The 23,919-nt window shown below is 72.3% G+C and carries 19 protein-coding genes; 14 read left to right on the top strand and 5 right to left on the bottom strand.

Annotated elements, in window-relative coordinates; genetic code table 11:
* Window positions 1-221: 221 nt before the first annotated feature.
* Window positions 222-515: an acylphosphatase gene (locus tag ACIQ5Y_RS27125; protein WP_403885668.1), complete on the bottom strand. Its 294-nt coding sequence runs from the start codon at window positions 513-515 to the stop codon at window positions 222-224.
* Between the two features lie 105 nt (window positions 516-620).
* Between ACIQ5Y_RS27125 and ACIQ5Y_RS27120 the strand changes: the two genes are divergently transcribed.
* The 4 genes from ACIQ5Y_RS27120 (at window position 621) to ACIQ5Y_RS27105 (ending at window position 3,547) form a co-directional block, all read left to right on the top strand.
* Window positions 621-1,553: a nucleoside hydrolase gene (locus tag ACIQ5Y_RS27120; protein ID WP_403885665.1), complete on the top strand. Its 933-nt coding sequence runs from the start codon at window positions 621-623 to the stop codon at window positions 1,551-1,553.
* Window positions 1,554-1,560: 7 nt separating this feature from the next.
* Window positions 1,561-1,968, top strand: a complete 408-nt coding sequence (locus ACIQ5Y_RS27115; protein WP_403885662.1) for a hypothetical protein — start codon at window positions 1,561-1,563, stop codon at window positions 1,966-1,968.
* Window positions 1,969-2,044: 76 nt separating this feature from the next.
* The gene (locus tag ACIQ5Y_RS27110) at window positions 2,045-2,323 is read left to right on the top strand and encodes a hypothetical protein (RefSeq protein ID WP_403885659.1); all 279 of its coding nucleotides are present in this window, start codon (window positions 2,045-2,047) and stop codon (window positions 2,321-2,323) included.
* A 135-nt stretch (window positions 2,324-2,458) separates the two neighbouring features.
* On the top strand, window positions 2,459-3,547 hold the full coding sequence (locus tag ACIQ5Y_RS27105; protein ID WP_403885657.1) for a LacI family DNA-binding transcriptional regulator: 1,089 nt from the start codon (window positions 2,459-2,461) through the stop codon (window positions 3,545-3,547).
* Here ACIQ5Y_RS27105 and ACIQ5Y_RS27100 read toward each other — a convergent pair.
* From ACIQ5Y_RS27100 to ACIQ5Y_RS27090, 3 genes are read right to left on the bottom strand one after another with little or no spacing between them, the layout of a single operon-like run.
* Window positions 3,531-4,241, bottom strand: coding sequence for a sulfite exporter TauE/SafE family protein (locus ACIQ5Y_RS27100; protein ID WP_403885654.1), 711 nt, complete (start codon window positions 4,239-4,241; stop codon window positions 3,531-3,533). The two genes, ACIQ5Y_RS27105 and ACIQ5Y_RS27100, sit on opposite strands and share 17 nt — an antisense overlap.
* Window positions 4,238-5,698, bottom strand: a complete 1,461-nt coding sequence (locus ACIQ5Y_RS27095; RefSeq protein ID WP_403885651.1) for an amidohydrolase family protein — start codon at window positions 5,696-5,698, stop codon at window positions 4,238-4,240. The genes ACIQ5Y_RS27100 and ACIQ5Y_RS27095 overlap by 4 nt, the downstream gene beginning before the upstream one ends.
* A gap of 19 nt (window positions 5,699-5,717) precedes the next feature.
* Window positions 5,718-7,070, bottom strand: coding sequence for a uracil-xanthine permease family protein (locus ACIQ5Y_RS27090; RefSeq protein WP_403885648.1), 1,353 nt, complete (start codon window positions 7,068-7,070; stop codon window positions 5,718-5,720).
* A gap of 490 nt (window positions 7,071-7,560) precedes the next feature.
* Between ACIQ5Y_RS27090 and ACIQ5Y_RS27085 the strand changes: the two genes are divergently transcribed.
* A complete protein-coding gene (locus tag ACIQ5Y_RS27085) occupies window positions 7,561-8,829 on the top strand; it encodes a globin domain-containing protein (protein ID WP_403885645.1) in 1,269 nt (422 codons plus the stop codon).
* A gap of 12 nt (window positions 8,830-8,841) precedes the next feature.
* Here ACIQ5Y_RS27085 and ACIQ5Y_RS27080 read toward each other — a convergent pair whose 3' ends face one another.
* Window positions 8,842-10,026 carry a PP2C family protein-serine/threonine phosphatase gene (locus ACIQ5Y_RS27080; RefSeq protein WP_403885642.1) on the bottom strand — a complete coding sequence of 395 codons (1,185 nt, stop codon included), beginning with the start codon at window positions 10,024-10,026 and terminating at the stop codon, window positions 8,842-8,844.
* Between the two features lie 156 nt (window positions 10,027-10,182).
* Between ACIQ5Y_RS27080 and ACIQ5Y_RS27075 the strand changes: the two genes are divergently transcribed.
* From ACIQ5Y_RS27075 to ACIQ5Y_RS27035, 9 genes are all read left to right on the top strand, one after another.
* Window positions 10,183-11,118: a cyclase family protein gene (locus ACIQ5Y_RS27075; protein ID WP_403885639.1), complete on the top strand. Its 936-nt coding sequence runs from the start codon at window positions 10,183-10,185 to the stop codon at window positions 11,116-11,118.
* A 99-nt stretch (window positions 11,119-11,217) separates the two neighbouring features.
* Window positions 11,218-13,992 carry a SpoIIE family protein phosphatase gene (locus ACIQ5Y_RS27070; RefSeq protein WP_403885697.1) on the top strand — a complete coding sequence of 925 codons (2,775 nt, stop codon included), beginning with the start codon at window positions 11,218-11,220 and terminating at the stop codon, window positions 13,990-13,992.
* Window positions 13,993-14,090: 98 nt separating this feature from the next.
* A complete protein-coding gene (locus ACIQ5Y_RS27065) occupies window positions 14,091-15,653 on the top strand; it encodes a sugar ABC transporter ATP-binding protein (RefSeq protein WP_403885637.1) in 1,563 nt (520 codons plus the stop codon).
* Window positions 15,650-16,645, top strand: coding sequence for an ABC transporter permease (locus ACIQ5Y_RS27060; RefSeq protein WP_403885634.1), 996 nt, complete (start codon window positions 15,650-15,652; stop codon window positions 16,643-16,645). Before ACIQ5Y_RS27065 ends, ACIQ5Y_RS27060 begins: the two co-directional genes overlap by 4 nt.
* A gap of 32 nt (window positions 16,646-16,677) precedes the next feature.
* The gene (locus ACIQ5Y_RS27055; RefSeq protein WP_403885631.1) at window positions 16,678-17,820 is read left to right on the top strand and encodes a substrate-binding domain-containing protein; all 1,143 of its coding nucleotides are present in this window, start codon (window positions 16,678-16,680) and stop codon (window positions 17,818-17,820) included.
* Window positions 17,821-18,648: 828 nt separating this feature from the next.
* Window positions 18,649-20,130: a xanthine dehydrogenase small subunit gene (locus tag ACIQ5Y_RS27050; RefSeq protein ID WP_403885628.1), complete on the top strand. Its 1,482-nt coding sequence runs from the start codon at window positions 18,649-18,651 to the stop codon at window positions 20,128-20,130.
* Window positions 20,127-22,517 (top strand): xanthine dehydrogenase molybdopterin binding subunit, encoded by a 2,391-nt coding sequence (xdhB, locus tag ACIQ5Y_RS27045; protein ID WP_403885625.1) that lies wholly within the window; start codon window positions 20,127-20,129, stop codon window positions 22,515-22,517. Before ACIQ5Y_RS27050 ends, xdhB begins: the two co-directional genes overlap by 4 nt.
* A 1-nt stretch (window position 22,518) precedes the next feature.
* Window positions 22,519-23,388, top strand: coding sequence for a xanthine dehydrogenase accessory protein XdhC (gene xdhC / locus ACIQ5Y_RS27040; protein ID WP_403885694.1), 870 nt, complete (start codon window positions 22,519-22,521; stop codon window positions 23,386-23,388).
* A gap of 122 nt (window positions 23,389-23,510) precedes the next feature.
* A complete protein-coding gene (locus ACIQ5Y_RS27035; RefSeq protein ID WP_403885622.1) occupies window positions 23,511-23,864 on the top strand; it encodes a VOC family protein in 354 nt (117 codons plus the stop codon).
* Window positions 23,865-23,919: the final 55 nt, after the last annotated feature.

Here is a 23,919-nt window from a genome sequence, read left to right as displayed (position 1 = left end):
GGCACCGCCCCAACCACGCGCTGCCGCCCACAAGCCCACACCCACCGGGACACCCCCGCACACCACCCAGCCCCGCAGGGACACGGCACCGCCCCAACCACACGCTGCCGCCCACGGGCCGCACCCACCAGGACACCACCCAGCCCCGCAGGGACACGGCACCGCCCCGACCACGGGCCGCACCCATCGGGACACCACCGGGCCACGCAGGGACAGTGACGTCAGCCCGGGGTTCGTGGTGTGGGCCGTACCTCGAAGCCGATGGGGCCCGGCGCAGCCGGTGGCGCTTCGTGGACCTCCAGCGACCGGACCACCGCCGCCGGCGGCCCCGTACGGGCCCACCGCACCATCGCCGCCACGGCCTCCTCGTCCCCCTCGAACAGCGCTTCCACATCCCCGCCGGGCAGGTTCCGCACCCACCCCGACACCCCGTGGGCCAGCGCCTCGCCGCGGCAGGTGTCCCGGAAGAACACCCCTTGCACGGTCCCCGAAACGATCACGCGCTTGCGTACCATGCTCCGACCATACGGCGGGATCGAGCCGTTCTCCGGGCGCCTGCCGGTCACCGGACCGGCGCGGCGGCAGACTGGAGGGGCCAGGAGCCGACCGGAAGGAGCAACGTGCCCGTTCCGATCATCATCGACTGCGATCCCGGACACGACGACGCCCTCGCGATCATGCTGGCGGCCGGCGACCCGGCGGTGGATCTGCTGGCCATCACCACGGTCGCGGGGAATCAGACGCTGGAGAAGACCACCCTCAACGCGCGGCGCGTCTGCACGGTCGCCGGGATCACCGGGGTGCCCATCGCGGCCGGCTGCGACCGGCCGCTCGTCCAGCCGCTCGGCGTCGCCGCCGATGTGCACGGGGCCTCCGGCCTGGACGGGCCGAGGTTCCCGGAGCCCACCGTGGAGGTGGTCCCGGAGCACGCTGTGGACCTCATCCACCGGACGCTCGCCCGGCATCCCGAGCCGGTCACCCTCGTCCCCACGGCCCCGCTGACCAATATCGCCCTCCTGCTGACCCGCTATCCGCAGGACGCCGCCCTCATCCGCGAGATCGTCCTGATGGGCGGCTCCACGGAGCGCGGCAACCGCACTCCGGCGGCCGAGTTCAACGTCCTCACGGATCCGGAGGCCGCGGACATCGTCTTCCGCAGCGGTGTGCCCGTCACCATGTGCGGTCTCAACGTGACCCACCAGGCCCTGGCCACGCCCGAGGTGGTGGCCCGCTTCGAAGGACTCGGTACGCCCCTCGGACACGTCTGCGCCGAGCTGCTGACCTTCTTCGGGTCCACGTACCGCACGCTGTGGGGGTTCCCGCACCCGCCGTTGCACGACCCGGTGGCGGTGGCCCGGGTCATCGATCCCGCTCTCGTGGACTGCGTCGACGCCAACGTCGTGGTGGAACTGCACGGCCGGTACACGCGCGGCGCCACCGTCGTGGACCTGCACCGGTACGTGGACCGGCCCGTCAACGCCCGGGTCGCCGTGCGTCTGGAGGCCGACCGCTTCTGGGACCGGATGGTCGCCGCCGTCGCGGCCCTCGGATAATGGGGCGATGACACTCAAGGAAGGCCAGCGGGTGGAGCTGGCAGCGGAGCTCGTGCTGAGCGGATCGGTCACGGCGGCCGGGGACGACCCGGCGCGGACGGGTCCCGTCGCCGGCTCCCTGTCCCTCGCCCCGGGCACCGGCGGAACCGTCGAGCGGGTCTACCACGAGGACGACCGGCAGGAACAGCAGAGCCCCGAAGTCCGCGAGTACGTACGCCTCAAGTCGCTCATGGACGACTTCGGCCACCAGATGCCGCCGGCGAGCAGGAAGCAACTCGAAGAGCAGGTGGCCTCGTTGGAGGTCGAGTGGATCGCGCACCTGGCGCGGCAGCCCCGCGTGACGGTACGGGTCCGCCTCGACAACGGCTTCGTCCTCGACGAGGCGCGGCAGGACCTCTTCACCGCCGCCGGGTAACCGGCCCTTCTGCCGGGGTGGTTCGACGTGGATCATGGTTCTGCCCCGTCCGCTACCACACCCGAGGACGCAGCCTGTGCATGACGACGAACCGGTCTTCAAACGGAGCAAGTGGGGGACGAACCGCTACTACTACAACCCGCGCAACCCCGTGGGACTCGCGCTGATCGTCATCTCGCTGCTCTTCGGCGGGACGATGATGATCCTGATGGCCAACCGGGCCGGGCCGTTCGCGCCGGAGCCCGAGCCCCCGCTGCCCAGCCCGCCGCCCTACCACTACGCGCCGCCGATGCCGTCGGGCAGCCCCTCGCCGTGGCCTTCCCTGCCGCCCACCGCCGGCCCGGGGGGCGGGTGAGGTGGACGGGGCCGGCGGACGGGGGGCCAGTCGGCGAAGATGGCATCGTCACCCGTAACGCGCAACCCGTCACCCATCACCGGTCACCCGTCACCCGGCGCGCGAGCCGTCGACCGATCGAGGAGCGTCCTGCCGATGTCCAGCCCCGGATCCGGTTCCGGTTCCCGCAGGCGGCCGCCGACGATCGCCGATGTCGCCCTGGCCGCCTCGGTGTCGCGGACGACCGTGTCCCATGCCCTCAACGGGCTCGGCAAGGTCGACCCCCGGACCCGTGAACGCATCAAGCAGGTGGCCGCCGAGCTCGGGTACCGGCCGAACCTGCGCGCGCAGCGCCTTCGCCAGGGGCAGGCCAAGGCCATCGCACTCGCCTCCTCGATGCCCTTCGCGGTGGCCGGCGGCCCCTCCCGGCTCGGCTTCTACATGGAGGTCGCCGCGGCGGCGGCCGAGCGCGCCCTGCTCCACGGGTACGCGCTCGTCCTGGTGCCTCCCGTCCAGTCCGGATCCGCGCTGCACTCCCTCGACATCGACGGCGCGATCGTCGTCGAGCCAGGCGAGGACGACGCGGCCGTCGCGCAGTTGCGCGAGCGGGGCCTGCCGTACGTGGCGCTCGGACGCGAGATGCCGTCGGGTACGGACGCCCCGTACGTCGACCTGCGCGGCGGCCTGGTCGCCGAGCTGCTCCTGGAGCACCTGCGGGCCCAGGGCGCCCGCCATCCCGCGCTCATCATCGGCGCCGGCACCCGCCACTCGGCCGTCGACGCCCGCGCCGCCTACGAACGGGCCGCCGCCGAACAGGGCTGGACCCCGGTCGTCGCCACCGCTCCGGAGGAGGGCGGGGAGGACGCCGGCTACGAGCGCTGCGCGGCCCTGCTGGCCGAGCACCCCGAGACCGACGCCGTCTGCGCACTCGTCGACGCCTTCGCGGTGGGCGCCGTCCGCGCGATCCGGGACAGCGGCCGCAGGGTTCCCGAGGACGTCATGGTGGTCACCCGGTACGACGGTCCGCGGGCCCGCACCTGTGAGCCCCCGCTCACGGCGGTCGACCTCCAGCTGGACCGGGCGGCCTCGGAGGCGGTGGAACTGCTCCTCGCCCGCCTGCGCGACGACGCGGGAGCCGGTACGGAGGCCACCGCCGCCGGGGCGGCCCCCGCGGCGGCGGTGTCGGCGCCCGAGCCCCGCGTCATCGCGCGGGCCTCGTCCCTGCGCATCACGGGGCGAGGATGAGCACTGCCCCGGAAACGAGGGCGAAGACGAGGACGAGGGGGCGCATCTTCGCGGCGTCCACACGGTGGTGTGCCAGTCGGCTCAGCCACGCCCCGACGGCCAGCGCGGGCAGCAGCAGCACGGCCCAGCCCAGTTGTGCGGGGCTGCCCTGGCCGGTCGCGAGCAGCAGGGCGAGGGAGACGACCTCGCCGATGAGGAAGCACACCGCGACCGTGGACCGCAGCTCCGCCGGGGGACGGTGCTGGTAGACGAGCGCCAGTGGCGGACCGCCCACACCGGTCGCGGTCTCGGTGAGCCCCGTGACGAGCCCCGCGCCGAGGTAGGCGGCGCGGCCGGGCACGAAGGCCGGTGCGGCCAGACTCACCACCGCCGCCAGTACGGTCGCCACGCCGACGACCACCCCGAGCTGCTGCTCCGGCACCGCCCAGAGCAGTACGAGTCCGCCCGGGGTCGCCACCAGCCGGGCCGCCGTGATCCAGCCGGCGCCCCGCAGGTCCAGGGAGTGCCGCTCGCGCCAGGCCACGTACACGTTCAACGGGATCATCGACGCGAGGACGAACACCGGGAGCAGGGCGGGCGCGAGGAGTCCGGCGACCGGTGCGACGACCAGGGCGAAGCCGAGGCCGCTGGTGCCCTGGACGAACGCGGCGGCGGCCACCACCAGGGCGAGGACCGCCAGGGTCGAGGCGCTCACCGCGCGGCGCTCCTCTCCCGTGCGTCCGTGGAGGTGCGGTGCACGCGTTCGACCCCGGCCCGCCCGACGACCTTTCCGGCCAGCTCGGCCGCCCGCCGTACCAAGGCGCGGCCGTCCCAGCCGACGGGCCGGCCCTGGAACATGCGCAGCCGTCCGGCGACGAACACGGCGGTGATCTGGTCGCGGTTGCCGCGGCGCACCAGTTCCCAGGTCAGGTCCCAGGAGGCGCGCATCTCCGGTCCGCTCGCGTCGACGAGCAGGAAGTCGGCCGCTGCGCCCGCCTCGATCCGGCCGGTGAGCGCTCCGAGGCCGACCGCGTCCGCTCCGCCCGGACCTGCGTGTTCGAGCCAGGTCCAGCCGGCTCCGCAGGAGGAGTCCCCGGTGGCCAGGCCGTAGGCGAGGCGCTGGGCGAACTCCGCGGCCTCCATCAGCCGGAAGCCGTCGCCCCGGGTGCCGTCCGTGCCCAGTCCGAAGCGGATCCCGCGTTCGGCCATGGTGGTCGCGGGCGCCACGGCGTTGCCCTTCCAGGCACTGGCGACGGGGTTGTAGCTGACGGCGGCGCCGGTGTCGGCGAGCAGGGTCAGCTCGGCGGGCGTGACCAGGGTGGCGTGGGCGGCCAGCAACTGCGGTCCAACGGCGCCGACCTCCCTCAGGTACTCCAGGGGGCGCAGGCCGTGCCGGACGAGGGAGCGCTCCACGCCGGCGAGGTGCTCGTTGACGTGGATCTGGACGACGGTGCCCGCTTCGGCGGCGAGCCGGGCGGTGGCCCGCAGCGTGTGCGCCGTGGCGGCCTCCGGCACGGCGACCGCCAGCGAGGGGTGGACGAGTTCCTCCCCCTCGTAGCGGGCGAGGTGCTTCTCGGCCCGGGCCAGGACCTCGGCCGGCGTACGGGTGGGGACCGCGGGGTCGCCGGCGTCCTCGGCGTCGTGGCAGACGAGTCCCAGCACGCAGCGGATTCCGGCGTCGCGGGTGGCCGAGGCCACGACGTCGACGTCCACGGGGGCCCGGGTGCCGGCGTCCGCGACGGTGGTGAATCCTCCGCGCAGCGATTCGAGCGCCGCCAGTTTCGCCGCCACGTAGGCGGATTCCTCGTCCAGGGCCCCCTCCAGCGGGACCCACACCCGGCGGAAGATCTCGGAGGGCTCGCCGAAGGCGAGTGCGGAGCCGAAGCTCTGCGTCAGGTGGTGGTGTGCGTCGACGAAGCCGGGCATCAGTACGTGTCCGGGCAGTCGGAGGGGTGTGAGGTGCGGGTGGTCGCGCTCCAGCAGGGCGGCCGGTCCGACCGCGAGGAAGGAGCCGTCGGCCACGACGACCGCGTACCGCTCCTTCGGGCCGTCGGGGGTCATCACGACGGCGGGTTCCAGGAGCCGGACCTCGCCGGTGAGCTGGTCGGGGCGCAGGGCCTCGGGGGCCGGGCCGCCGCCCGCGTGCGCGTCGTACTGCGTCAGGTCGGTCATCTCACTCTTTCCGTACGGGTCATGCGTGGGGGACGGCGCGGGACTCGCCCGCGTCGACGAGGGGGGTGAGGGGCTCGCCGGGGCGTGCCCGGGCGAGCCGGGGCCGTACGTGGTTGAAGAGGACGTTGAGGATGGCGGCGGTGAACGCGCCGACGGCGACGCCGCTTTCGAGCAGGATCCGCGCGCCTGACGGCAGTCCCGCGTAGACACCGGGGACCAGGATCGGGAGCAGTCCCAGGGCGATGGCGACGGCGCAGATGAACCCGTTCGAGTGCCGGTCCAGGTCCGCCTTCCCCAGCATCTGGACGCCGAGGACGGTGATCACCGCGAACACGACCATCGCGGTGCCGCCGACGACGGCGGACGGGATGACGCTGATGGCGCGGATGACGGGGGCGAGGAAGCCGATGGCGATGAGGACGATGCCGGCGGCCGCGGTGACGAACCGGCTGCGTACGCCGGTGACGCGGACGATTCCGATGTTCTCGCCGCTGGTCACCATCAGCGGAAGTCCCAGGAATCCGCCGAAGAGGGAGACCAGTGCGTCGCCCCGGATGGTGCGGGGGACGATCGTCCGCTTGTCGATCTCCTTGCCGACCGTCTCCGCGTTGATGACGGTCTGCCCGGTGGCCTCCGCCATGGAGGCGAGTCCGTAGAGCATCAGCGGCAGCGCGGCGACGAGGTGGAACTCGGGTGAGCCGAAGGGCATCAGCTGCGGTGCGCTCAGGATCCCGCCGTCGGCGACGCCGCCGAAGTCGAACCGGCCGAGTGCGAAGGCCAGTGCGGCGCCGGCGATCAGGCCGAGCATCACGGCGAGTTGCCGCACGACGCCGGTGAACAGCCAGTAGAGGGCGACGGTGAAGCCGATCGTGGCCATGCCGAGCGCCAGGTTGGTGGGGTCGGCGAAGCCGGGTGTGCCGGGCCGGCCGGTGACGAGAAGCGCGCCGACCTTCACCAGGTTGACCCCGACGATGACGATCATCGTGCCGATGACGAGGGTGGGGAAGAACTTCAACAGGCGCGAGAAGACGGGCAGGACGACGAAGTAGAAGGCGGCGCTGATGATCACCGCTCCGGTGGCGGTGCGCACGCCGTGCTGTTCGGCGATCGCCAGGAACAGGATCAGCGGTGCTCCGCCGGGCAGCATGACGAACGGCAGCCGGGGCCCGAACTTCCAGGGTCCCAGGGACTGGATCAGGGAACCGACCCCGGAGAGCACGAAGGCCGCCGAGAGCAGGTTCACGGTGAGGCCGGGGTCGAGGTGGAGGGTGGCGCTCATCAGGAAGATCGCCGAGACGGGGGTCGCCGCCATGACGAGGACGTGCTGGATGCCGAACAGCAGGATCCTGCTCAGCGGTCGGGATTGGTCCACGGGGTGGGGGAGAGTGCTGGGACTGGACACGTTCGAGCTCCGTTCGGCTCGCTCCGGCTTCGGCCACGATCCGGCTCCGGGCAGGGGCCAAATCGATTTGGCCAAATCGATTTGGCCGTCAGTATGTGAGGGCTCCGGAGGCCCGTCAAGGGTTGCGGACGCACCGCTTCCACCGAGTTTCCGGCGAACTCCTGGCGGACCGGACGCCGGCAACCCCACGGAATCGGGCCCCATTTGGGGCCAGAAGGGACGACCCGGCCCGCCGCCGTCTCAAAAACGACCCTGGCCCCTTCTGGCTCGACGCACTGTCGGGTACCGTCCGGAACCGTTCGATCCGCTTACATGCCGTCGACCCGCTTCGAGGACCCATGCCCGCTCGTGAAGTCCCCGCCCACAGCGCCCGCCGCGGACGCCGCCCCGCGCACGCGGACGCCCCTCGGCCCGCCCCTGACCCTCCGTCCCGCACGCCGGCTGGAGGAGCTCTGGTCCCTTGAGGTTCCGGATCACACGCCCGGCCCGACCGACCGGGGTCCCCCTTCCGCGGGATCCCGACCCCGCGCCCGACCCCGCTCCGGCCGCCTCACCCACCGCCCCGCCCACCGCCCCGCCGGAGCCCGTCCCGCCCCCGCTGTCCGCCCACGAGACGGCCCTCATCCGCGCCTCGGTCGCGGTGGTCGAGCCGCTCGCCGCGGACATGACGGTCTACTTCTACGCGATCCTCTTCGCCCGGCACCCCGCGGTGCGGCCGATGTTCCCGCCGGGCATGGACGCCCAGCGCGGCCGCCTGCTGCGTGCGCTGCTGCACATCGTCGACCTGGTCGACGATCCGGAGGGTCTGGTGCGCTTCTGCTCCCACCTCGGACGCGACCACCGCAAGTTCGGCGCGCTCGGCGCGCACTTCCCCGCCGTGGGCGAGTGCCTGCTCGCCTCACTGGCGCGTTACGCGGGCCCCGCCTGGAACGCGGAGACCGCCGCCGCGTGGACCAAGGCCTACGGCGCGGTCGCCGACGTGATGATCGACGCCGCCGAGCAGGACGCCGCGGTCCGCCCCGCCGTGTGGCCCGCCACGATCGTGCGCCTCGTACCGCACGGGCACGGGATCGCCGAGGTCACCGTACGTCCCCATACCCCGTACGAGTACGCCGCCGGCCAGTTCGTCAGCATCGAGACCCCCTGGTACCCCAGGCAGTGGCGGTACTACTCCCCCGCCCACGCGCCGCGCGAGGACGGCACCCTCACCTTCCACGTCCGCGCCGTGGCCGGCGGTTCGGTCAGCACCGCACTGGTGCACCGGGCCTCGGTGGGCGACGTACTGCGACTGGGCTCGCCGATGGGCGACATGGTGCTGGACGCCGCCGTCTGCCGGGAACTGGTCTGCGTGGCCGGCGGTACCGGTCTCGCCCCCATCCGGGCGATCGTCGAGGAGGTGGCCCGGCGCGACGGGCGCCACCAGGTGGAACTCTTCCTCGGCGCCCGCACCGGTGCCGAGCTGTACGGGGTCGACGACATGCTGCGGCTCTCGCAGCGGCACCACTGGCTCACCTTCAGGGGAGCGGTCTCCCACGAGTACATCCCCGGCATCCGCGGATCGCTGCCCGAGGTCCTGGCCGAGTACGGACCGTGGCACCAGCACGACGTCTACCTCAGCGGTCCGGCCCCGATGGTCGTCTCCGCGGTGGAGACGCTCACGCTCGGCGGCACGCCGCCCGACCGCATCCACCACGACCCGTTCGAAACCCCCGTCCTGACCGCGTCCTGAGACACGGCCCGATCACCTCCGCGACCGCGAGGCCGTGCCGTCCTCGGTGCGATCGGGGTCGATCCGGTCGACGACCACGACCGCCACGTCGTCCGCCAGCGCACCCTGGGTGTGCCGGAGCAGAGCCTGACGCAAGCCCTCCAGGAACTCGGGCCGGGTGTGGTCGCGCATCGCCGCCAGGGCCACCGGCAGGTCGAAGAAGGCGTTGGAGGCGTCACGGGCCTCGATGACCCCGTCGGTGTGCAGCAGCAACCGGTCCCCCGGCTCGAAGGGATAGTCGTCCGTCCGCCCGGGAGGGCCGATGATGAACTCCTCCAGACCGAGCGGCGGCAGCGAGGTGGTGGGCACCAGGGGCCGGACCTTGCCGTCGCTCAGCAGCAGCGGCGCCGGATGGCCCCGGTTGACCACCTCGATGACGGGGCCGTCCGGGATCTGGGCCACGAGCGCGGTGACGAACCCCTCCAGGAGCGCTTCCTCACCGTCGGCCAGGGCCGCGCCGACGCCCGCGCCCGCCAGGGCGGCGTCCCGCCGCAGGGCGGCTCCGCAGTGGTTGACGACCTCGACCAGGTCGTCCTCGTAGTGCACCGACTCCCGGAACGCGCCGAGCACGACGGCGGCCGCCCGTACGGCGGGCAGCCCCTTGCCCCGTACGTCCCCGACGATCATCCGGACCCCGTACCGGGTCTGGACCGCGTCGTAGAGGTCGCCGCCGATCTGCGCGCCCGTCTCGGCCGCCAGGTACATGCTGGCCGCCCGTACGGGGCCCAGCCGGTCCGGCACGGGTCTGAGCAGGACCTCCTGGGCCGCCTCCGCGATCCGGCGGACCTGGTTGAGCTCGTTCTCCCGGCGCGTGCGCACGGCGCTGCTCGTCATGTAGCTCGCCACCGTCACCAGGCACAGGGCGACCAGGTTCGTGTAGACCTGCTGGCCGCCCCAGGCCTGGTTGTGGGTGACGGTGATCACGCTGACCACCAGGGCCACCCCGGCCGCCGCGAGGGTGCCCATGGGTCCCATCGTCACGGCCGCCAGTGCGGGCGTCGCCACCAGCAGGGGGCCCGTGTAGACGAAGTGGAGGGGCGTGAGCTCGATGACGAGCACCACCAGCGCGATCACGAAGGGCACGCACTCCGCGAACGCGAAGAGGACCTGGTGGCCGCCGGCTCCCGGTTCCGGGGGCGAGCGCAGGGGCGCTCTCATGTGTACAGCCTGCCCCGCCCGGGCGTACGGCCGCCACTCTTCGGCGCACCGGCGACCGGGGGCGCGTCCGGTCCCCGCCCGGAACGGGTACGCATGTGTGAACGGCGGAGCCCCTCGAATCCGCCGCCCTAGAGAAGTCTGGAGCGCCGCACGCCCATGAGCACCGACCCCCCGGAGGTTGCCCGGGTCTCCCGCCGGGAATTCGATGCCCTCTTCGCCTCGGTCCGCACCTGGGGCCGCTGGGAACGAGCCGACCGGGGCGCCTGGAACCGGGTCACCCCGGACCATGTGCTCCGGGCGGCGGCCCTGGTACGGGACGGAAGGACGGTATCCCTGGGGCTGCCGTGGAACACCCGGCCAGGCCCCGACAACGCCAGGCCCGCGCTGCACTACATGTCCGACCTCGGCGACATGGAGCCGCCGGAACCGGCCGCGTACAAGGACTTCCTCGCCGTCGACTACCACGGCAAGGCCGTCAGCCACCTCGACGCGCTGTCACACATCGCCTACCGAGGGCTGCTGTACGAGGGGTACCCGGCGCGCGATGCCTTCGGTGCCGCCGGCGCCCGCTTCGGGTCGGTGGCGGCGCTCGGCCCGCTCGTCACCAAGGGGGTGCTCCTCGACCTGCCCGCCGTGCTCGGGACGGACTGGCTGGAGCCCGGGCGGGCGGTGCGCGCCGGTGATGTGCTCGCCGCCGAGCGGGCGCTCGGCGTCGGGATCGACGACGGGTGCGCCGTCCTGCTGCGCTCCGGCCGGTTCCGGCGCCGCCGCGAGCTGGGTCCGTGGGACGTCGGCGCCGCCGGCGCGGGCTTCCACGTGGACGCGGTGCCGCTGCTGGCCGAGCGTGCGATCAGCCTGCTCGGCGCGGACGGCGACAGCGACGTACGGCCCTCCCCGGTCGAGGGCCTCCACTCCCCCGTCCACGCCCTCGCGGTGGCGGCCATGGGAGTGCCCCTGCTGGACAACCTGGACCTGGAGGCGCTGTCCGCCGCCTGCGCCGAAGCGGGACGCTACGAGTTCATGATCGTCGTGACACCCCTCGACGTCCCCGGCGGGACGGGCTCCCCGGTCAATCCGGTCGCTCTCTTGTGAACTGACAAATAGCCGGGAATATACTCAAAACGCACCTCGCAGGCCGGGGCGGTCATCCCCGTACGGCCGAGGGCGCACCGGCAAGGGGAAGTGATGCAGATGGGGGTCACGGGAGAGCAGATCGGTCCCGCACGCTCCCGTGAGCGGTTCCTCGTGGGCGAGTGGATCGAAAGCGGGGTACGGGGCCCGATCCTGGACTCGTGGCTGCGCTGCCGACTGCTGGGGCTGTCACCGGACCAGACCGAGCTCCCCTACCGGGACGACTTCGACACGGACAGCCGGCTCGTAAGGGCGGCCTCTCCCGTCCTCGACCAGCTGCAGTCGCGGTTCTCCGGCAGCCGGATGAACATCTCGGTCGCCGACGCGAACGGCACCGTGCTGCAACGCCGCTTCGGTGACCCCTCCCTGGCCCGGAGCCTGCCGCCGATCCAGAGAGTGCCCGGCTTCGTCTTCGCCGAGCGGTATGCCGGGACCAACGGCATCGGCCTCGCGCTGGCCGAGCGGAGCCTGATCCGGGTGTACGGAGCGGAACACTTCGCCGAGCGCGCCCAGTCCAACGCCTGCTGCGCCGTCCCCATCCGCGACCAGCTCAGCGGGCAGATCGTGGGCGTGCTCTGCTTCGGGTACCCGCACTCCTACGAGCGGCCGTCCCTGTCCGTCCTGGTCGGCCGGGCGGCGCAGACGATCGAGCGGCGGCTGATGGAGGAGGGCTCGGCGCGCGAGCGCGGGCTGCTGCGGACGTACCTCGACGCCGAGCGGCGCGCGAGGACGGCCGGGGCCGCCGGGGACGGGCTCCGCCTCGGGCCCGCCGTGCCGGCTGGTCCGGCCGGGCTGGACCGGCTGGACGAAGTGGTCGACCTCCGGCTCGACCCGCACGACCAGACGATCCTCAAGGAGAAGGCGACCGAGCTGATCTCCTCGGCCCGGCCCGGCGCCGTGGACGTGGTCCTGCCGCACGGCCGGGAAGTCACCCTGCTGAGCCACCCGGTCACCAGCCCCTCCGGCGTGGCGGGCATCGTCGTCGAGGCCGTGCTCAGCGGCGGCACCCCGCCGGTCCACCACCTGCCCCTCTCGCCCCCTCCCGGCCCGCCACCGGCCGAAGCACCGGCCGACAGCGCGGCCCCGCGCCCCGGCGCGGTCCGCGGCCTGGTGCTGGTCGGCGAGCCGGAAGTCGGGAAGTACGCCGTCGAGGCACGCCGCCGACTGGAACTGCTCGCCGAGGCCAGCAGCCGTATCGGCACCACCCTGGACGTGAGCCGCACCGCGTGGGAGCTCGCCGAGATCGCGGTCCCGCGCCTGGCCGACTACGTCACCGTGGACCTGCCCGAGGCCGTACTGCGGGGCGACGAGTCCGCCCATCCCGAGGCCGAACTGCACCGTGCCGTGCGCCACGGCCTGCGCGCCGACAGCCCCTTCTTCCCGGTCGGCAAGCACGTGGAGCTCCAATCCGGGTCCCCCCACATGCGCGCGCTGGCCGAAGGGCAGGCGGTCCTGGAGGCAGAGTTCGACCCCGCTGCCGGCTGGATCACCGCGAACCCCGCTCACGCCCGGCACGCCCGGCGGATCATGGCGCACGGCGTGCACTCCCTCATCGTCGTCCCGCTGCTGGCCCGCGGCGTGCTGCTCGGCATCGCGAGCTTCTACCGCGCGCAGGACCCCGCCCCCTTCGGCGACGACGACGCCCGCCTGGCCCAGGAGCTCACCGCCCGCGCCGCCCTGTGCATCGACAATGCCCGCCGCTACACCCGGGAGCACACCCTCGCCCTGACCCTGCAGCGCAGCCTGCTCCCGCGCGCCCTGCCCGAGCAGGGTGCCGTGGAAGTCGCTCACCGCTACCTGCCCGCCGAATCCGGGGTCGGCGGTGACTGGTTCGACGTCATTCCGCTGTCCGGCACCCGCGTCGCCCTCCTCGTCGGGGACGTCGTCGGCCACGGCCTGCACGCCGCCGCCACCATGGGCCGGCTGCGGACCGCCGCACGCAACTTCGCCGAACTGGAACTCGCCCCCGACGAGCTCCTCACGCACCTGGACAACCTCCTCGTCCGGCTGGACCGGGAGGAGGCCGACGACGAGCTCGCGGGCAGCACCGGCATCGTCGGCGCCACCTGCCTGTACGTCATCTACGACCCCACCTCGCGCCGGTGCACCATGGCCCGGGCCGGCCACCTCCCGCCGGCCCTGGTCGACCCGGACGGAACCGTGTCCTTCGCCGACCTGCCCACCGGCCCCCCGCTGGGCCTGGGCGGGCTGCCGTTCGAGACGGCCGAGATCGAGCTCCCCCCGGACAGCACGCTGATCCTCTACACGGACGGGCTCGTCGAGGACCGCCACCGCGACATCGACGTCGCCCTCGACCGGCTGAGCCACGCTCTGGCCCACCCGGACCGGCCCCCCGAGGACACCTGCCAGGCGGTCATGGACGCCATGGCACCGGAGCACCCCACCGACGACATCGCTTTGCTGGTCGCCCGCACCCACACCCTGCCCTCCGACCGGATCGCCGTCTGGGACCTGCCCGCCGATCCCGCGCGGGTCGGCGACATCCGGGCCGCTGCCACGCGCCGGCTCGCCGACTGGGGGCTGGACGAGCTCGCGTTCGCCACCGAGCTGATGCTGAGCGAGCTGGTGACCAACGCGGTCCGCTACGGCGGCGAACCCATCCAGGTGCGGCTGCTGCGCCCGGTCGACGACCGCGTCCTGATCTGCGAGGTCTCCGATGGCAGCAGCACCGCCCCTCACCTGCGGCGGGCCGCCAACACGGACGAGGGCGGCCGGGGCCTGTTCCTCGTCGCACAGCTGTCCCAGGCATGGGGCACCCGCTACACCTCCCGCGGCAAGGTCATCTGGGCCGAATGCTCCCTTGACGCGGCATAACAGCCGTCATGCACGGGATTGCCTGTTCGCTGCCAGTAGCATCCTCGTTGTCCCAGCCTCCCGAAAGGGGGATCCGAGGCCGGCCCCCGGAGACGTCCGTGCATGACGCCCATGGCACTTCCGACACCTCGACGAACCGCCCGCTCCGGCGCTCCGACGGGGAGCCGCTCGTGCGGATACGCGGCCTCGTCAAGTGGTTCGGCGGCACCGTCGCGCTGGACTCCGTCAGCCTCGACATCCACCGAGGCAGCGTGCTCGCCCTCCTCGGCCCCAACGGCGCCGGGAAGTCCACGCTCATCAAGGTGCTCGCCGGGGTCCACCGGGCCGACGCGGGCGAGGTGATCGTGGCCGGGCATCCGCTCGGTTCCGAAGCCGCTTCCGGGAGGATGTCGTTCATCCACCAGGACCTCGGCCTGGTCGAGTGGATGACGGTCGCCGAGAACATCGCCCTGGGGACGGGTTACCCGCGCCGCCGCGGCCTGATCTCCTGGCGGCGGACCCGCGAGCGGTGCGCCGAGGCCCTCTCGATCGTCGCCGGACACCTGGACCCCGGGACCCCCGTCTCGGCCCTCGCGCCCGCCGAGCGCTCCCTGGTGGCCATCGCCCGGGCACTCGCGCGCCGGGCGGAGCTCATCGTGCTCGACGAGCCGACCGCCACGCTCCCCGCCGCGGACTGCGCCCGGCTCTTCGACGTGCTGCACGCCCTGCGCGACCGGGGGCACGGCATCCTCTACGTCAGCCACCGGCTCGACGAGGTGTACCGGGTGGCGGACGCGTTCGCCGTGCTGCGCGACGGCCGTCTGGTCAGCGGAGGCCCCCTCGAAGGGTACGGCCCCGCCCGCCTGGTCCATGACATCGCGGGCGGCGTACCGGCGGGGCGCGGTCCGGCCGTCCCGGTGCCCGCGGGCCGTGCTCCCGTACTGAGCCTCACCGCCGTGACGACGCGGCGCGCCGGGCCCGTCCACCTCGATCTGGCGCCCGGGGAGATCGTCGGCCTGGTCGGACTGACCGGCGCCGGCCACATGCACCTGGGCCGCGCCCTCGCCGGCGCGCTGCCGCTGCTCGGCGGGCGGGTACTGCTCGACGGCCGGCCGTACCACCCCCGCTCCGTCGCCGCCGCCCTCGACCGGGGAGTCGGCTTCGTGGCCGCCGACCGCCAGGAGGAGGGCTGCGCCCCCGATCTGACGGTTCGGGAGAACTTCCTGGCCAACCCCCGGGCGGCCGGGGTGCCGGCGTGGCGCTGGCTCGGCCCCCGGCGCGAGCGGCACGAGGCCGCCGTCCTGATCGAGCGGTTCTCCGTACGCCCCCGGGACGGCGAGGTGCCCATCGCCACCCTGTCCGGCGGCAACCAGCAGAAGGTGGTCCTCGGCCGGGCCCTGCACGGGCGGCTGCGGCTGCTGGTCCTGGAGGAGCCGACGGCGAGCGTGGACGTGGGCGCCAAGGCGGCGGTCCACCGGCTGCTCGACGAAGCGGCCGCCGGGGGTCTGGCGGTGCTGCTGGTGTCCACGGACTTCGAGGAGGTCTCGGACCTCTGCCACCGCGCGCTGGTGTTCGTCCGGGGCTCGGTGGCGACCGAGCTCGCGGGTGCCGCCCTGACACCCGCCGGACTGACCCGTGCCGCCTCGGCGATGCCTGCGATCACCGGGGATGCGGCGCCGTGACCCGCTGGTCCCCGCGCGGGCACCACCTCATCGGGAGCTACGGTCTGCTGGCCCTTGCCGTCCTGCTCTTCGCGGTCTTCTCCGGCGTGCTGCCGGACACCTTCCCCACCCGGGACAACGTGTCCTCGATCCTGTCCAACCAGTCGATCCCGGCGCTCCTCGCGCTCGGCGTGACGCTGCCCATCGCCACCGGCAAGTTCGACCTGTCCGTCGGCTACGGGCTGGGCCTGGCGCACGTGCTGGTGATGTACCTGATCGTCGATGCGGGGACACCCTGGCCGATGGCGGCTCTCGCCGTCGTCCTCGGCGGGGCGCTGGTGGGCGCGCTGAACGGGGTGATCGTCGAGTTCGCCCGGATCGACTCGCTCATCGCCACCCTCGGCACGGGCAGCATCATGTACGCGTTCACGGGCTGGCTGACGGACGGCAGCCGGATCGTGCCCGGTCCGGAAGGCCTGCCGCCCGCGTTCACCGGCCTGTACGACGGGCGGTTCCTGGGTCTGCCGCTGCCGGCCTTCTACGTGGCGGCCGCTGTGGCCGTCCTCTGGACGGTGCTGGAGCGGCTGCCCCTCGGGCGGTACATGTACGTCGTCGGCTCCAACCCGCGTGCCGCCGGCATCCTGGGCATCCGCACCCGCAGGTACTCGGTCTACGCCTTCGCCGGTTCGGGCCTGGTGGTGGGCATCGCCGGGGTGCTGCTGGCCGCGCAGCAGCAGATCGGCAACCCGAGCGTGGGCCTGGACTACCTGCTGCCCGCCTTCGTGGGCGCGCTGCTCGGCTCCACCACGGTCAGGCCGGGCCGTGCCAACGCGCTCGGGACCCTGGTGGCCGTGGGCCTGCTCGCCGTCGGGCTCGCCGGGATCGGGCAGCTCGGCGCCCAGTTCTGGGCCACTCCGCTGTTCAACGGCTGCACGCTGCTGCTGGCCGTGGGCCTCGCCGGGTACGCGTCCCGGCGGCGGCTGCGCGCGCAGGCCACGGACCACCCGCACTGATCACCCCGCGAGCACCTCACGTCAGGAGCACCGTGTACCCGAACCGCACCAGCGTCCTCGCGGCCGCGGCCCTGTGGGCAGCCGTCTCCCTCGCCGCCTCGGGCTGCGGAGGCGGCCCGGACCGGGCCCCGGCCGCCTCCCCGGGAGCGGGCTGCCCGGCGGCGCTCGCACGGGCGAAGTCGGCGGTGGAGCGGGCCGAACGGACCGACCTCGCCTGGAACGGGCCCACGACCGGGCCCACGGCGGTTCCCGGCAAGACGCTGGTGTACGTCGCGCAGACCATGACCAATCCGGGAGTCGCCGGGGTCGCGGCCGGCGTCCGGGAGGCCGCGGCGGCCATCGGCTGGCAGGTCCGGGTGATCGACGGGGGCGGTACACCGGCGGGCATCCAGGCCGCGCTGAGCCAGGCGGTCACCCTGAAGCCCTCGGGCATCGTCATCGGCGGCTTCGATCCCCTGCTCACGACGCAGCAGACCGCGCGGGCGGCGCGGGCGGGCATTGCGCTGGTCGGCTGGCACGCGGTCAGTGCTCCCGGCCCCAGCGCGAGGCCCAGGCTCTTCACCAATGTGACCACCCGGGTGGAGGAGGTGGCGGGGATCAGCGCGGACTGGGTCATCGCCCGGTCCGGCGCGAACTCCGGGACCGTGGTGTTCACCGACGACTCCATCCCGTTCGCCCGCAACAAGGCAGAGCTGATCAAACGGCGACTGGCCGACTGCCCCGGCGTACGGCTGCTGGCGACGGAGAACATCCCCATTCCGGACGCGAGTCAGCGCACTCCTCAGCAGGTCTCGTCCCTGCTGTCCCGCTTCGGGGACGACTGGACCGATTCCGTCGCGATCAACGACCTCTACTTCGCCGATGCCGCCCCGGCGCTGCGCGCCGCAGGCCGTCCCGGCGAGGGACCGCCCTTCAACATGGGTGCGGGCGACGGCGATCCGTCCGCGTTCCAGCGCATCAACAGCCGGCAGTTCCAGGCCGCCACCGTCCCCGAGCCGCTGTCCCAGCAGGGCTGGCAGATCGTCGACGAGTTCAACCGCTCCTTCGCGGGCCGGCCCGCCAGCGGCTACGTCCCGGCCGTTCACGTGGTGACGGCCGGGAACAGCGGAGGGGCCACGTCCTGGGACCCACGGGGCTACCGGGAGGCGTACCGGAGGATCTGGCGCGGGCAGTGAATTCGATCGGGGTCGTGAACCGGTCCCCGAGGGGCCACAGGGTGTGCCCGGTGCGCACCGCACGGGCGAGCCGCCCGCCGAGGACGCCCCGGCGACCGGACCCGCCGAGACGGTGACGCGCGTGCCGCGGATCGCACTCGCATTGCTCCACTTCTTAAAGGGGGGCGCCGTCGGGTGGCTTGAATCCGCCTCTTGCGACCCGCTCGTCAGCCGCCCTGGCCCCGAGACGGCCACGCGCCGACCGCCGGCCGCCCCAGCTGCCGCCCTGAGCGGCAAAACCCCTGGTCAAGCAGGGTGAGTACCCGTGACGACATCCTGAACGAGGCCGGGGAGCGGCGACGCGGAACCGCGGAATCCGGTACTCGGCTCCAGGCGCAAGGCAGCGAATCGACGGAACGCGACTAATCGGGTTGGTCGGTCATACAAAAACGCACAACGCGGGGCCGTTTGTCTTCAGGGAATCAACCGACACCCGCTTGACCGATGGACCCGCGGGCACGTACTTTCGACCGTACCTACTCGTGACGTACCAACTCGTGAGCTGCTGGAAGGAGGCGAAGCCGGATGTCGACCATCTCCGAACTTCTTCGTCTCGCTCACCAGATCGCCTGGGCTCCGGGTCGAGTAGCACACGGCTCTTAGCAGCCGCTTGTCCGGCGTGCCCGTTCCAGGGCCCCGGGGATGTTCCATCTCTGTCACCACCTGCGGCGCGTCTCGCGTGCCGACTTGGCGCTCTCCTGGTTCTCGGGCTGCGCCAACGAAAAAGAAAGCTCCTAAAATGGCGACTAGGGTAGTCCGATCGACCGCGCCCCGAAATGAGGACGTGCCATGGTAGAGGCGCGCATCACGGTAAACGGGAAAGAAACACCGCTTTCCCCTTCCGCACCCCACACCACGGTGCTCGATTTCCTGCGCGAGCGCGGCCTGACCGGTACCAAGGAGGGTTGCGCCGAGGGTGAATGCGGCGCCTGTTCCATCCTGGTCGCCCGTCCCGGTGTCGACAAGCCCACCGACTGGGTCGCGGTCAACGCGTGCCTGGTCCCGGCCGCGGCGCTCGACGGCCAGGAGGTCATCACCTCCGAGGGTCTCGCCACCCCCGGCGAGGCCGGCGAGGCCCCCACGCTGCACCCGGTGCAGCAGGAGATGGCCGTCCGCGGTGGCTCGCAGTGCGGTTACTGCACCCCGGGCTTCATCTGCAGCATGGCCTCCGAGTACTACCGTCCGGGCCGCTGCGCCCAGACCTGCGGCGAGCCGAGCGACGACTCGCACGCCGAGGGCGACGCCGAGCACGGCCCGAACGGCTTCGACCTGCACTCGCTGAGCGGAAACCTGTGTCGCTGTACGGGCTACCGCCCGATCCGCGACGCCGCGTACGCCGTCGGTGAGCCCACCGAGGACGACCCGCTGGCCCAGCGCCGCGACGAGCCCGCTCCCGAGCCGGCCGTCACCGACTACACGCAGGACGGCCGCACCTTCGTCCGCCCGGCCACCCTGGCCGAGGTGACCCAGCTGCTCCGCGAGCAGCCGAAGGCCGTCCTCGTCGCCGGCAGCACCGACTACGGCGTCGAGGTGAACATCCGCTCCCGTCGTGACGACCTCGTGGTCGCCATCGACCGCCTGCCCGAGCTGCGCGAGCTGAAGTTCGAGGCCGACTACGTCGAGATCGGTGCGGCGGTCACGCTCACCGAGATCGAGCGCCGCCTCGACGGCAGCGTCCCGCTGCTGGCCGAGCTGTTCCCGCAGTTCGCTTCCCGCCTCATCCGCAACAGCGGCACCCTCGGCGGCAACCTCGGTACCGGCTCCCCGATCGGTGACAGCCCGCCGGTTCTCCTCGCGCTGGAGGCGTCGCTGGTCCTCGCCGACGCCGACGGCGAGCGCGTGGTCCCGCTGGCCGACTACTTCACCGGTTACCGCCAGACCGTGCGCCGTCCCGACGAGCTGATCCGCGCGGTGCGCATCCCGCTCCCGCTGTCGCCCGTCACGGCTTTCCACAAGATCGCCAAGCGCCGCTTCGACGACATCTCCAGCGTCGCCGTCGGCTTCGCGCTCGAGATCCAGGACGGCATCGTCACCAAGGCCCGCATCGGCCTCGGCGGCGTGGCTGCCACCCCGATCCGTGCCCTCACCACCGAGGCCGCCCTCGAGGGCAAGCCCTGGTCGGCGGAGACCGTGGAGGCCGCGGCCCAGCTGCTGCAGGCCGAGGGCACCCCGATGAACGACCACCGCGCCAGCGCCGAATACCGTTCCGCGATGCTCGGCCAGAGCCTGTTGAAGCTGTTCGCAGAGACCCCTGAGGCGGTGTCGTCATGAGCCATCTGTCCGAGATCCCCGAGAAGCCCGTAGTCGGCGTTTCCATGCCGCACGAGAGCGCCAACCTGCACGTCACGGGTACCGCGCTCTACACGGACGACCTCGTGTACCGCACCAAGGACGTCCTGCACGCCTACCCGGTCCAGGTCATGAAGGCCCGCGCCAAGGTGACGGCGCTGCGCACCGAGGCCGCCCTCGCGGTGCCCGGTGTGGTCCGTGTGCTGACCGTCGCCGACGTGCCCGGTGTCAACGACGCCGGCATGAAGCACGACGAGCCGCTCTTCCCGGACGAGGTCCAGTACTACGGCCACTCGGTGGCCTGGGTGCTCGGCGAGACGCTGGAGGCCGCGCGCCTCGGTGCGGCCGCCGTCGAGGTGGAGCTCGAGGAGCTGCCCTCGATCATGACGCTCAAGGAAGCCATCGCGGCGGAGGCCTTCCACGGCGCCCGTCCCCTGATGGTGACCGGCGACATCGACGCGGGCTTCGAGGAGTCCGCCCACGTGTTCGAGGGCGAGTTCCAGTTCCAGGACCAGGAGCACTTCTACCTGGAGACGCACGCGGCGCTGGCCCAGATCGACGAGAACGGTCAGCTGTTCATCCAGAGCAGCACCCAGCACCCCTCGGAGACGCAGGAGATCGTCGCGCACGTGCTCGGCATCCACAGCCACGAAGTGACTGTGCAGTGCCTGCGCATGGGTGGCGGCTTCGGCGGCAAGGAGATGCAGCCGCACGGGTTCGCGGCCGTCGCCGCGCTCGGCGCCAAGCTCACCGGCCGTCCGGTCCGTCTGCGGCTCAACCGCACCCAGGACCTGACCATGTCGGGCAAGCGCCACGGCTTCCACGCCAAGTGGAAGATCGGCTTCGACGCCCAGGGCCGCATCCAGGCCCTGGACGCCACGCTGACCTCCGACGGTGGCTGGAGCCTGGACCTGTCCGAGCCCGTCACGGCTCGCGCGCTGTGCCACATCGACAACACGTACTGGATCCCCAACGCGCGTGTCGCCGGTCGCATCGCCAAGACCAACAAGGTCTCCAACACCGCCTTCCGCGGCTTCGGCGGCCCCCAGGGCATGCTGGTGATGGAGGACATCCTCGGTCGCGTCGCCCCGCAGCTCGGCCTGGACCCGATGGAGCTGCGCGCGCGCAACTTCTACCAGCCGGGCCAGGGCCAGACGACGCCGTACGGTCAGCCGGTCACGCAGGCCGAGCGGATCTCCCTCATCTGGGACAAGATCCAGAACGACGCCGGCATCGCCGACCGCAAGCGCGAGATCGCGGCCTTCAACGCCGCGCACCCGAACACCAAGCGGGCGCTCGCGATCACGAACATCAAGTTCGGCATCTCGTTCAACCTCACCGCCTTCAACCAGGGCGGCGCTCTCGTGCTGATCTACAAGGACGGCTCCGTCCTGATCAACCACGGTGGCACCGAGATGGGCCAGGGCCTGCACACCAAGATGATGCAGGTGGCCGCGACCGCACTGGGCATCCCGCTGCACAAGGTGCGCCTCGCCCCGACCCGGACCGACAAGGTTCCCAACACCTCCGCCACCGCGGCCAGCTCCGGCGCGGACCTCAACGGTGGAGCGATCAAGAACGCCTGTGAGCAGCTGCGCGAGCGACTGCAGCAGGTGGCCGCCGGCCAGCTGGGCGGGAACGCCTCGGACGTGCGCATCGTCGACGGCGTCGCCCGCGTCCTCGGCAGCGACAAGGAGCTGGCCTGGGACGACCTGGTCCACACCGCGTACTTCCAGCGCGTCCAGCTCTCGGCGGCGGGTTACTACCGCACCGAGGGTCTGCACTGGAACGCGCAGACGTTCCGCGGCTCCCCGTTCAAGTACTTCTCCTACGGCGCCGCGGCGGCCGAGGTCGAGGTGGACGGTTTCACCGGCAAGTACCGCATCCGGCGCGTGGACATCATCCACGACGTGGGCGACAGCCTCTCCCCGCTGATCGACATCGGTCAGGTCGAGGGCGGCTTCGTGCAGGGTGCGGGCTGGCTGACGCTGGAGGACATGCGCTGGGACACCAGCGAGGGTCCGAACCGCGGTCGTCTGCTCACGCAGGCGGCGAGCACCTACAAGCTGCCGAGCTTCTCGGAGATGCCCGAGGAGTTCAACGTCTCGCTGCTGGAGAACGCCTCCGAAGAGGGTGCGGTCTTCGGTTCCAAGGCGGTCGGTGAGCCTCCGCTGATGCTGGCGTTCTCGGTCCGTGAGGCGCTGCGGCAGGCCGCCGCCGCGTTCGGGCCGGCCGACATCAGCCTGGAGCTCGGTGCCCCCGCGACGCCCGAGGCGGTGTTCTGGGCGATCCAGAACGCGCGTGCGGCCGACGCGAAGCTGGACGTCAGCGAGATCTCCGCTGACACGGCCGCTTTGAGCAATGTCTGACATGACGTGGGTGGCCGCGGTCGCGCGGTTGCGGGCGAACCGGGAAGCCGGAGCGCTCGTGACCGTCGCGACCGTGCGCGGCCACGCGCCCCGCAAGGCCGGTGCCAAACTCGTCGTGGGTCGGACCGAGACCTGGGGTTCGATCGGGGGCGGCAACATCGAGGCCGTTGCCATCGACCGGGCCCGCGAGCTGATCGGTTCGCCCGATCCGGAACCGGAACTCATGGAGTTCGCCCTCAACGACAAGGTCACCAGCCGGCACGGCGTCCAGTGCTGCGGTGGGGCCGTGAGCGTGCTCGTCGAGCCGCTCCCGGTGGTCGAAGCGGTGGCGATCTTCGGCGTGGGGCATGTGGGGTTGGAGCTGGCCCGTATTCTGGCCCGCCACAACCTCGACCTGCACTTGATCGACACCCGTCCCGAGATGCTCTCCGACGAACGGCTCGGCGTGCTCTCGGACGCGGTGGCGGAAGTCAACGTGCACCACACATTGCTGCTTCCCGAGGAGGTGCTATCCGAGCTGCCGCCCGGTACGCACGTCCTGATCATGACTCATGATCACGCAGAGGACGCCGCCCTGTGCGACGCCGCTCTGCGCACCAGTGGTCTCGGCTCGGTCGGCCTGATCGGGTCTTCGGCCAAATGGGCGCGGTTCCGGCAGCGCCTGGCCAACGAGGGCGGTCACGACGCGGCCACCATCGATCGGATCAAGACCCCGATCGGACTCACCGAGATCACCGGCAAGGAACCCGCCGTGATCGCGGTCAGCGTCGCGGCGGACCTGCTCCGGACCTTCGAACAGGACCGGCAGTGGGCGGTCTCGAACGCGGTTCCCTCGGTGGTGCCGCAGACTCCGGTCGCCAACCCCGTGTAGGTGACACGGGCCGGGCACGGTCGCCCGGCCCGGCACACGACCTCCACCCTCTGGGTGACGACGGCCCGCCCGCGCAACCTTGCGCGGGCGGGCCGTCGTGCTCTCCTGGCAGGATGGCCGCCATGGAACGAGTGCTGGGAATCGGCGGGTACTTCATGCGGGCCGGCGACCCGGCGGCCCTCGCCGCCTGGTACCGCGACTGCCTGGGCCTGGACGCGGACGAGCACGGCCTGTGGCGTCAGGAAGCCGGGCCGACGGTGTTCGCGACGTTCGAGTCCGGAACCGACTACTTCGGGGCCGGCTCCCAGGGGACCATGCTCAACTTCCGCGTCCGCGACCTGGACGCGATGCTCGCTCAGCTGCGCGCCAAGGGCGCGGACGTGGCCGCGGAGACCCAGGACATGGAGGGCGTCGGCCGGTTCGGCTGGGTCACCGATCCCGAGGGCAACCGCGTCGAGCTGTGGCAGCCCGCCTGACGCTTGCGGACATGCGAACTCCACGACTTGATGTTGGAATGGCCTGGCGGGCTGA

Source organism: Streptomyces sp. NPDC096339 (genome assembly GCF_044762985.1).
GTDB lineage: Bacteria > Actinomycetota > Actinomycetes > Streptomycetales > Streptomycetaceae > Streptomyces.
This window is presented reverse-complemented; position numbering and strand designations above follow the sequence as displayed.

Excerpts from the sequence above, each read along its gene's own strand:
- ACIQ5Y_RS27125 (WP_403885668.1), bottom strand. The coding sequence starts at position 515 with ATGGTACGCAAGCGCGTGATCGTTTCGGGGACCGTGCAAGGGGTGTTC.
- ACIQ5Y_RS27115 (WP_403885662.1), top strand. The coding sequence starts at position 1,561 with ATGACACTCAAGGAAGGCCAGCGGGTGGAGCTGGCAGCGGAGCTCGTG.
- ACIQ5Y_RS27105 (WP_403885657.1), top strand. The coding sequence starts at position 2,459 with ATGTCCAGCCCCGGATCCGGTTCCGGTTCCCGCAGGCGGCCGCCGACG.
- ACIQ5Y_RS27095 (WP_403885651.1), bottom strand. The coding sequence starts at position 5,698 with ATGACCGACCTGACGCAGTACGACGCGCACGCGGGCGGCGGCCCGGCC.
- ACIQ5Y_RS27080 (WP_403885642.1), bottom strand. The coding sequence starts at position 10,026 with ATGAGAGCGCCCCTGCGCTCGCCCCCGGAACCGGGAGCCGGCGGCCAC.
- ACIQ5Y_RS27075 (WP_403885639.1), top strand. The coding sequence starts at position 10,183 with ATGAGCACCGACCCCCCGGAGGTTGCCCGGGTCTCCCGCCGGGAATTC.
- ACIQ5Y_RS27070 (WP_403885697.1), top strand. The coding sequence starts at position 11,218 with ATGGGGGTCACGGGAGAGCAGATCGGTCCCGCACGCTCCCGTGAGCGG.
- ACIQ5Y_RS27050 (WP_403885628.1), top strand. The coding sequence starts at position 18,649 with ATGGTAGAGGCGCGCATCACGGTAAACGGGAAAGAAACACCGCTTTCC.
- xdhB (WP_403885625.1), top strand. The coding sequence starts at position 20,127 with ATGAGCCATCTGTCCGAGATCCCCGAGAAGCCCGTAGTCGGCGTTTCC.
- xdhC (WP_403885694.1), top strand. The coding sequence starts at position 22,519 with ATGACGTGGGTGGCCGCGGTCGCGCGGTTGCGGGCGAACCGGGAAGCC.
- ACIQ5Y_RS27035 (WP_403885622.1), top strand. The coding sequence starts at position 23,511 with ATGGAACGAGTGCTGGGAATCGGCGGGTACTTCATGCGGGCCGGCGAC.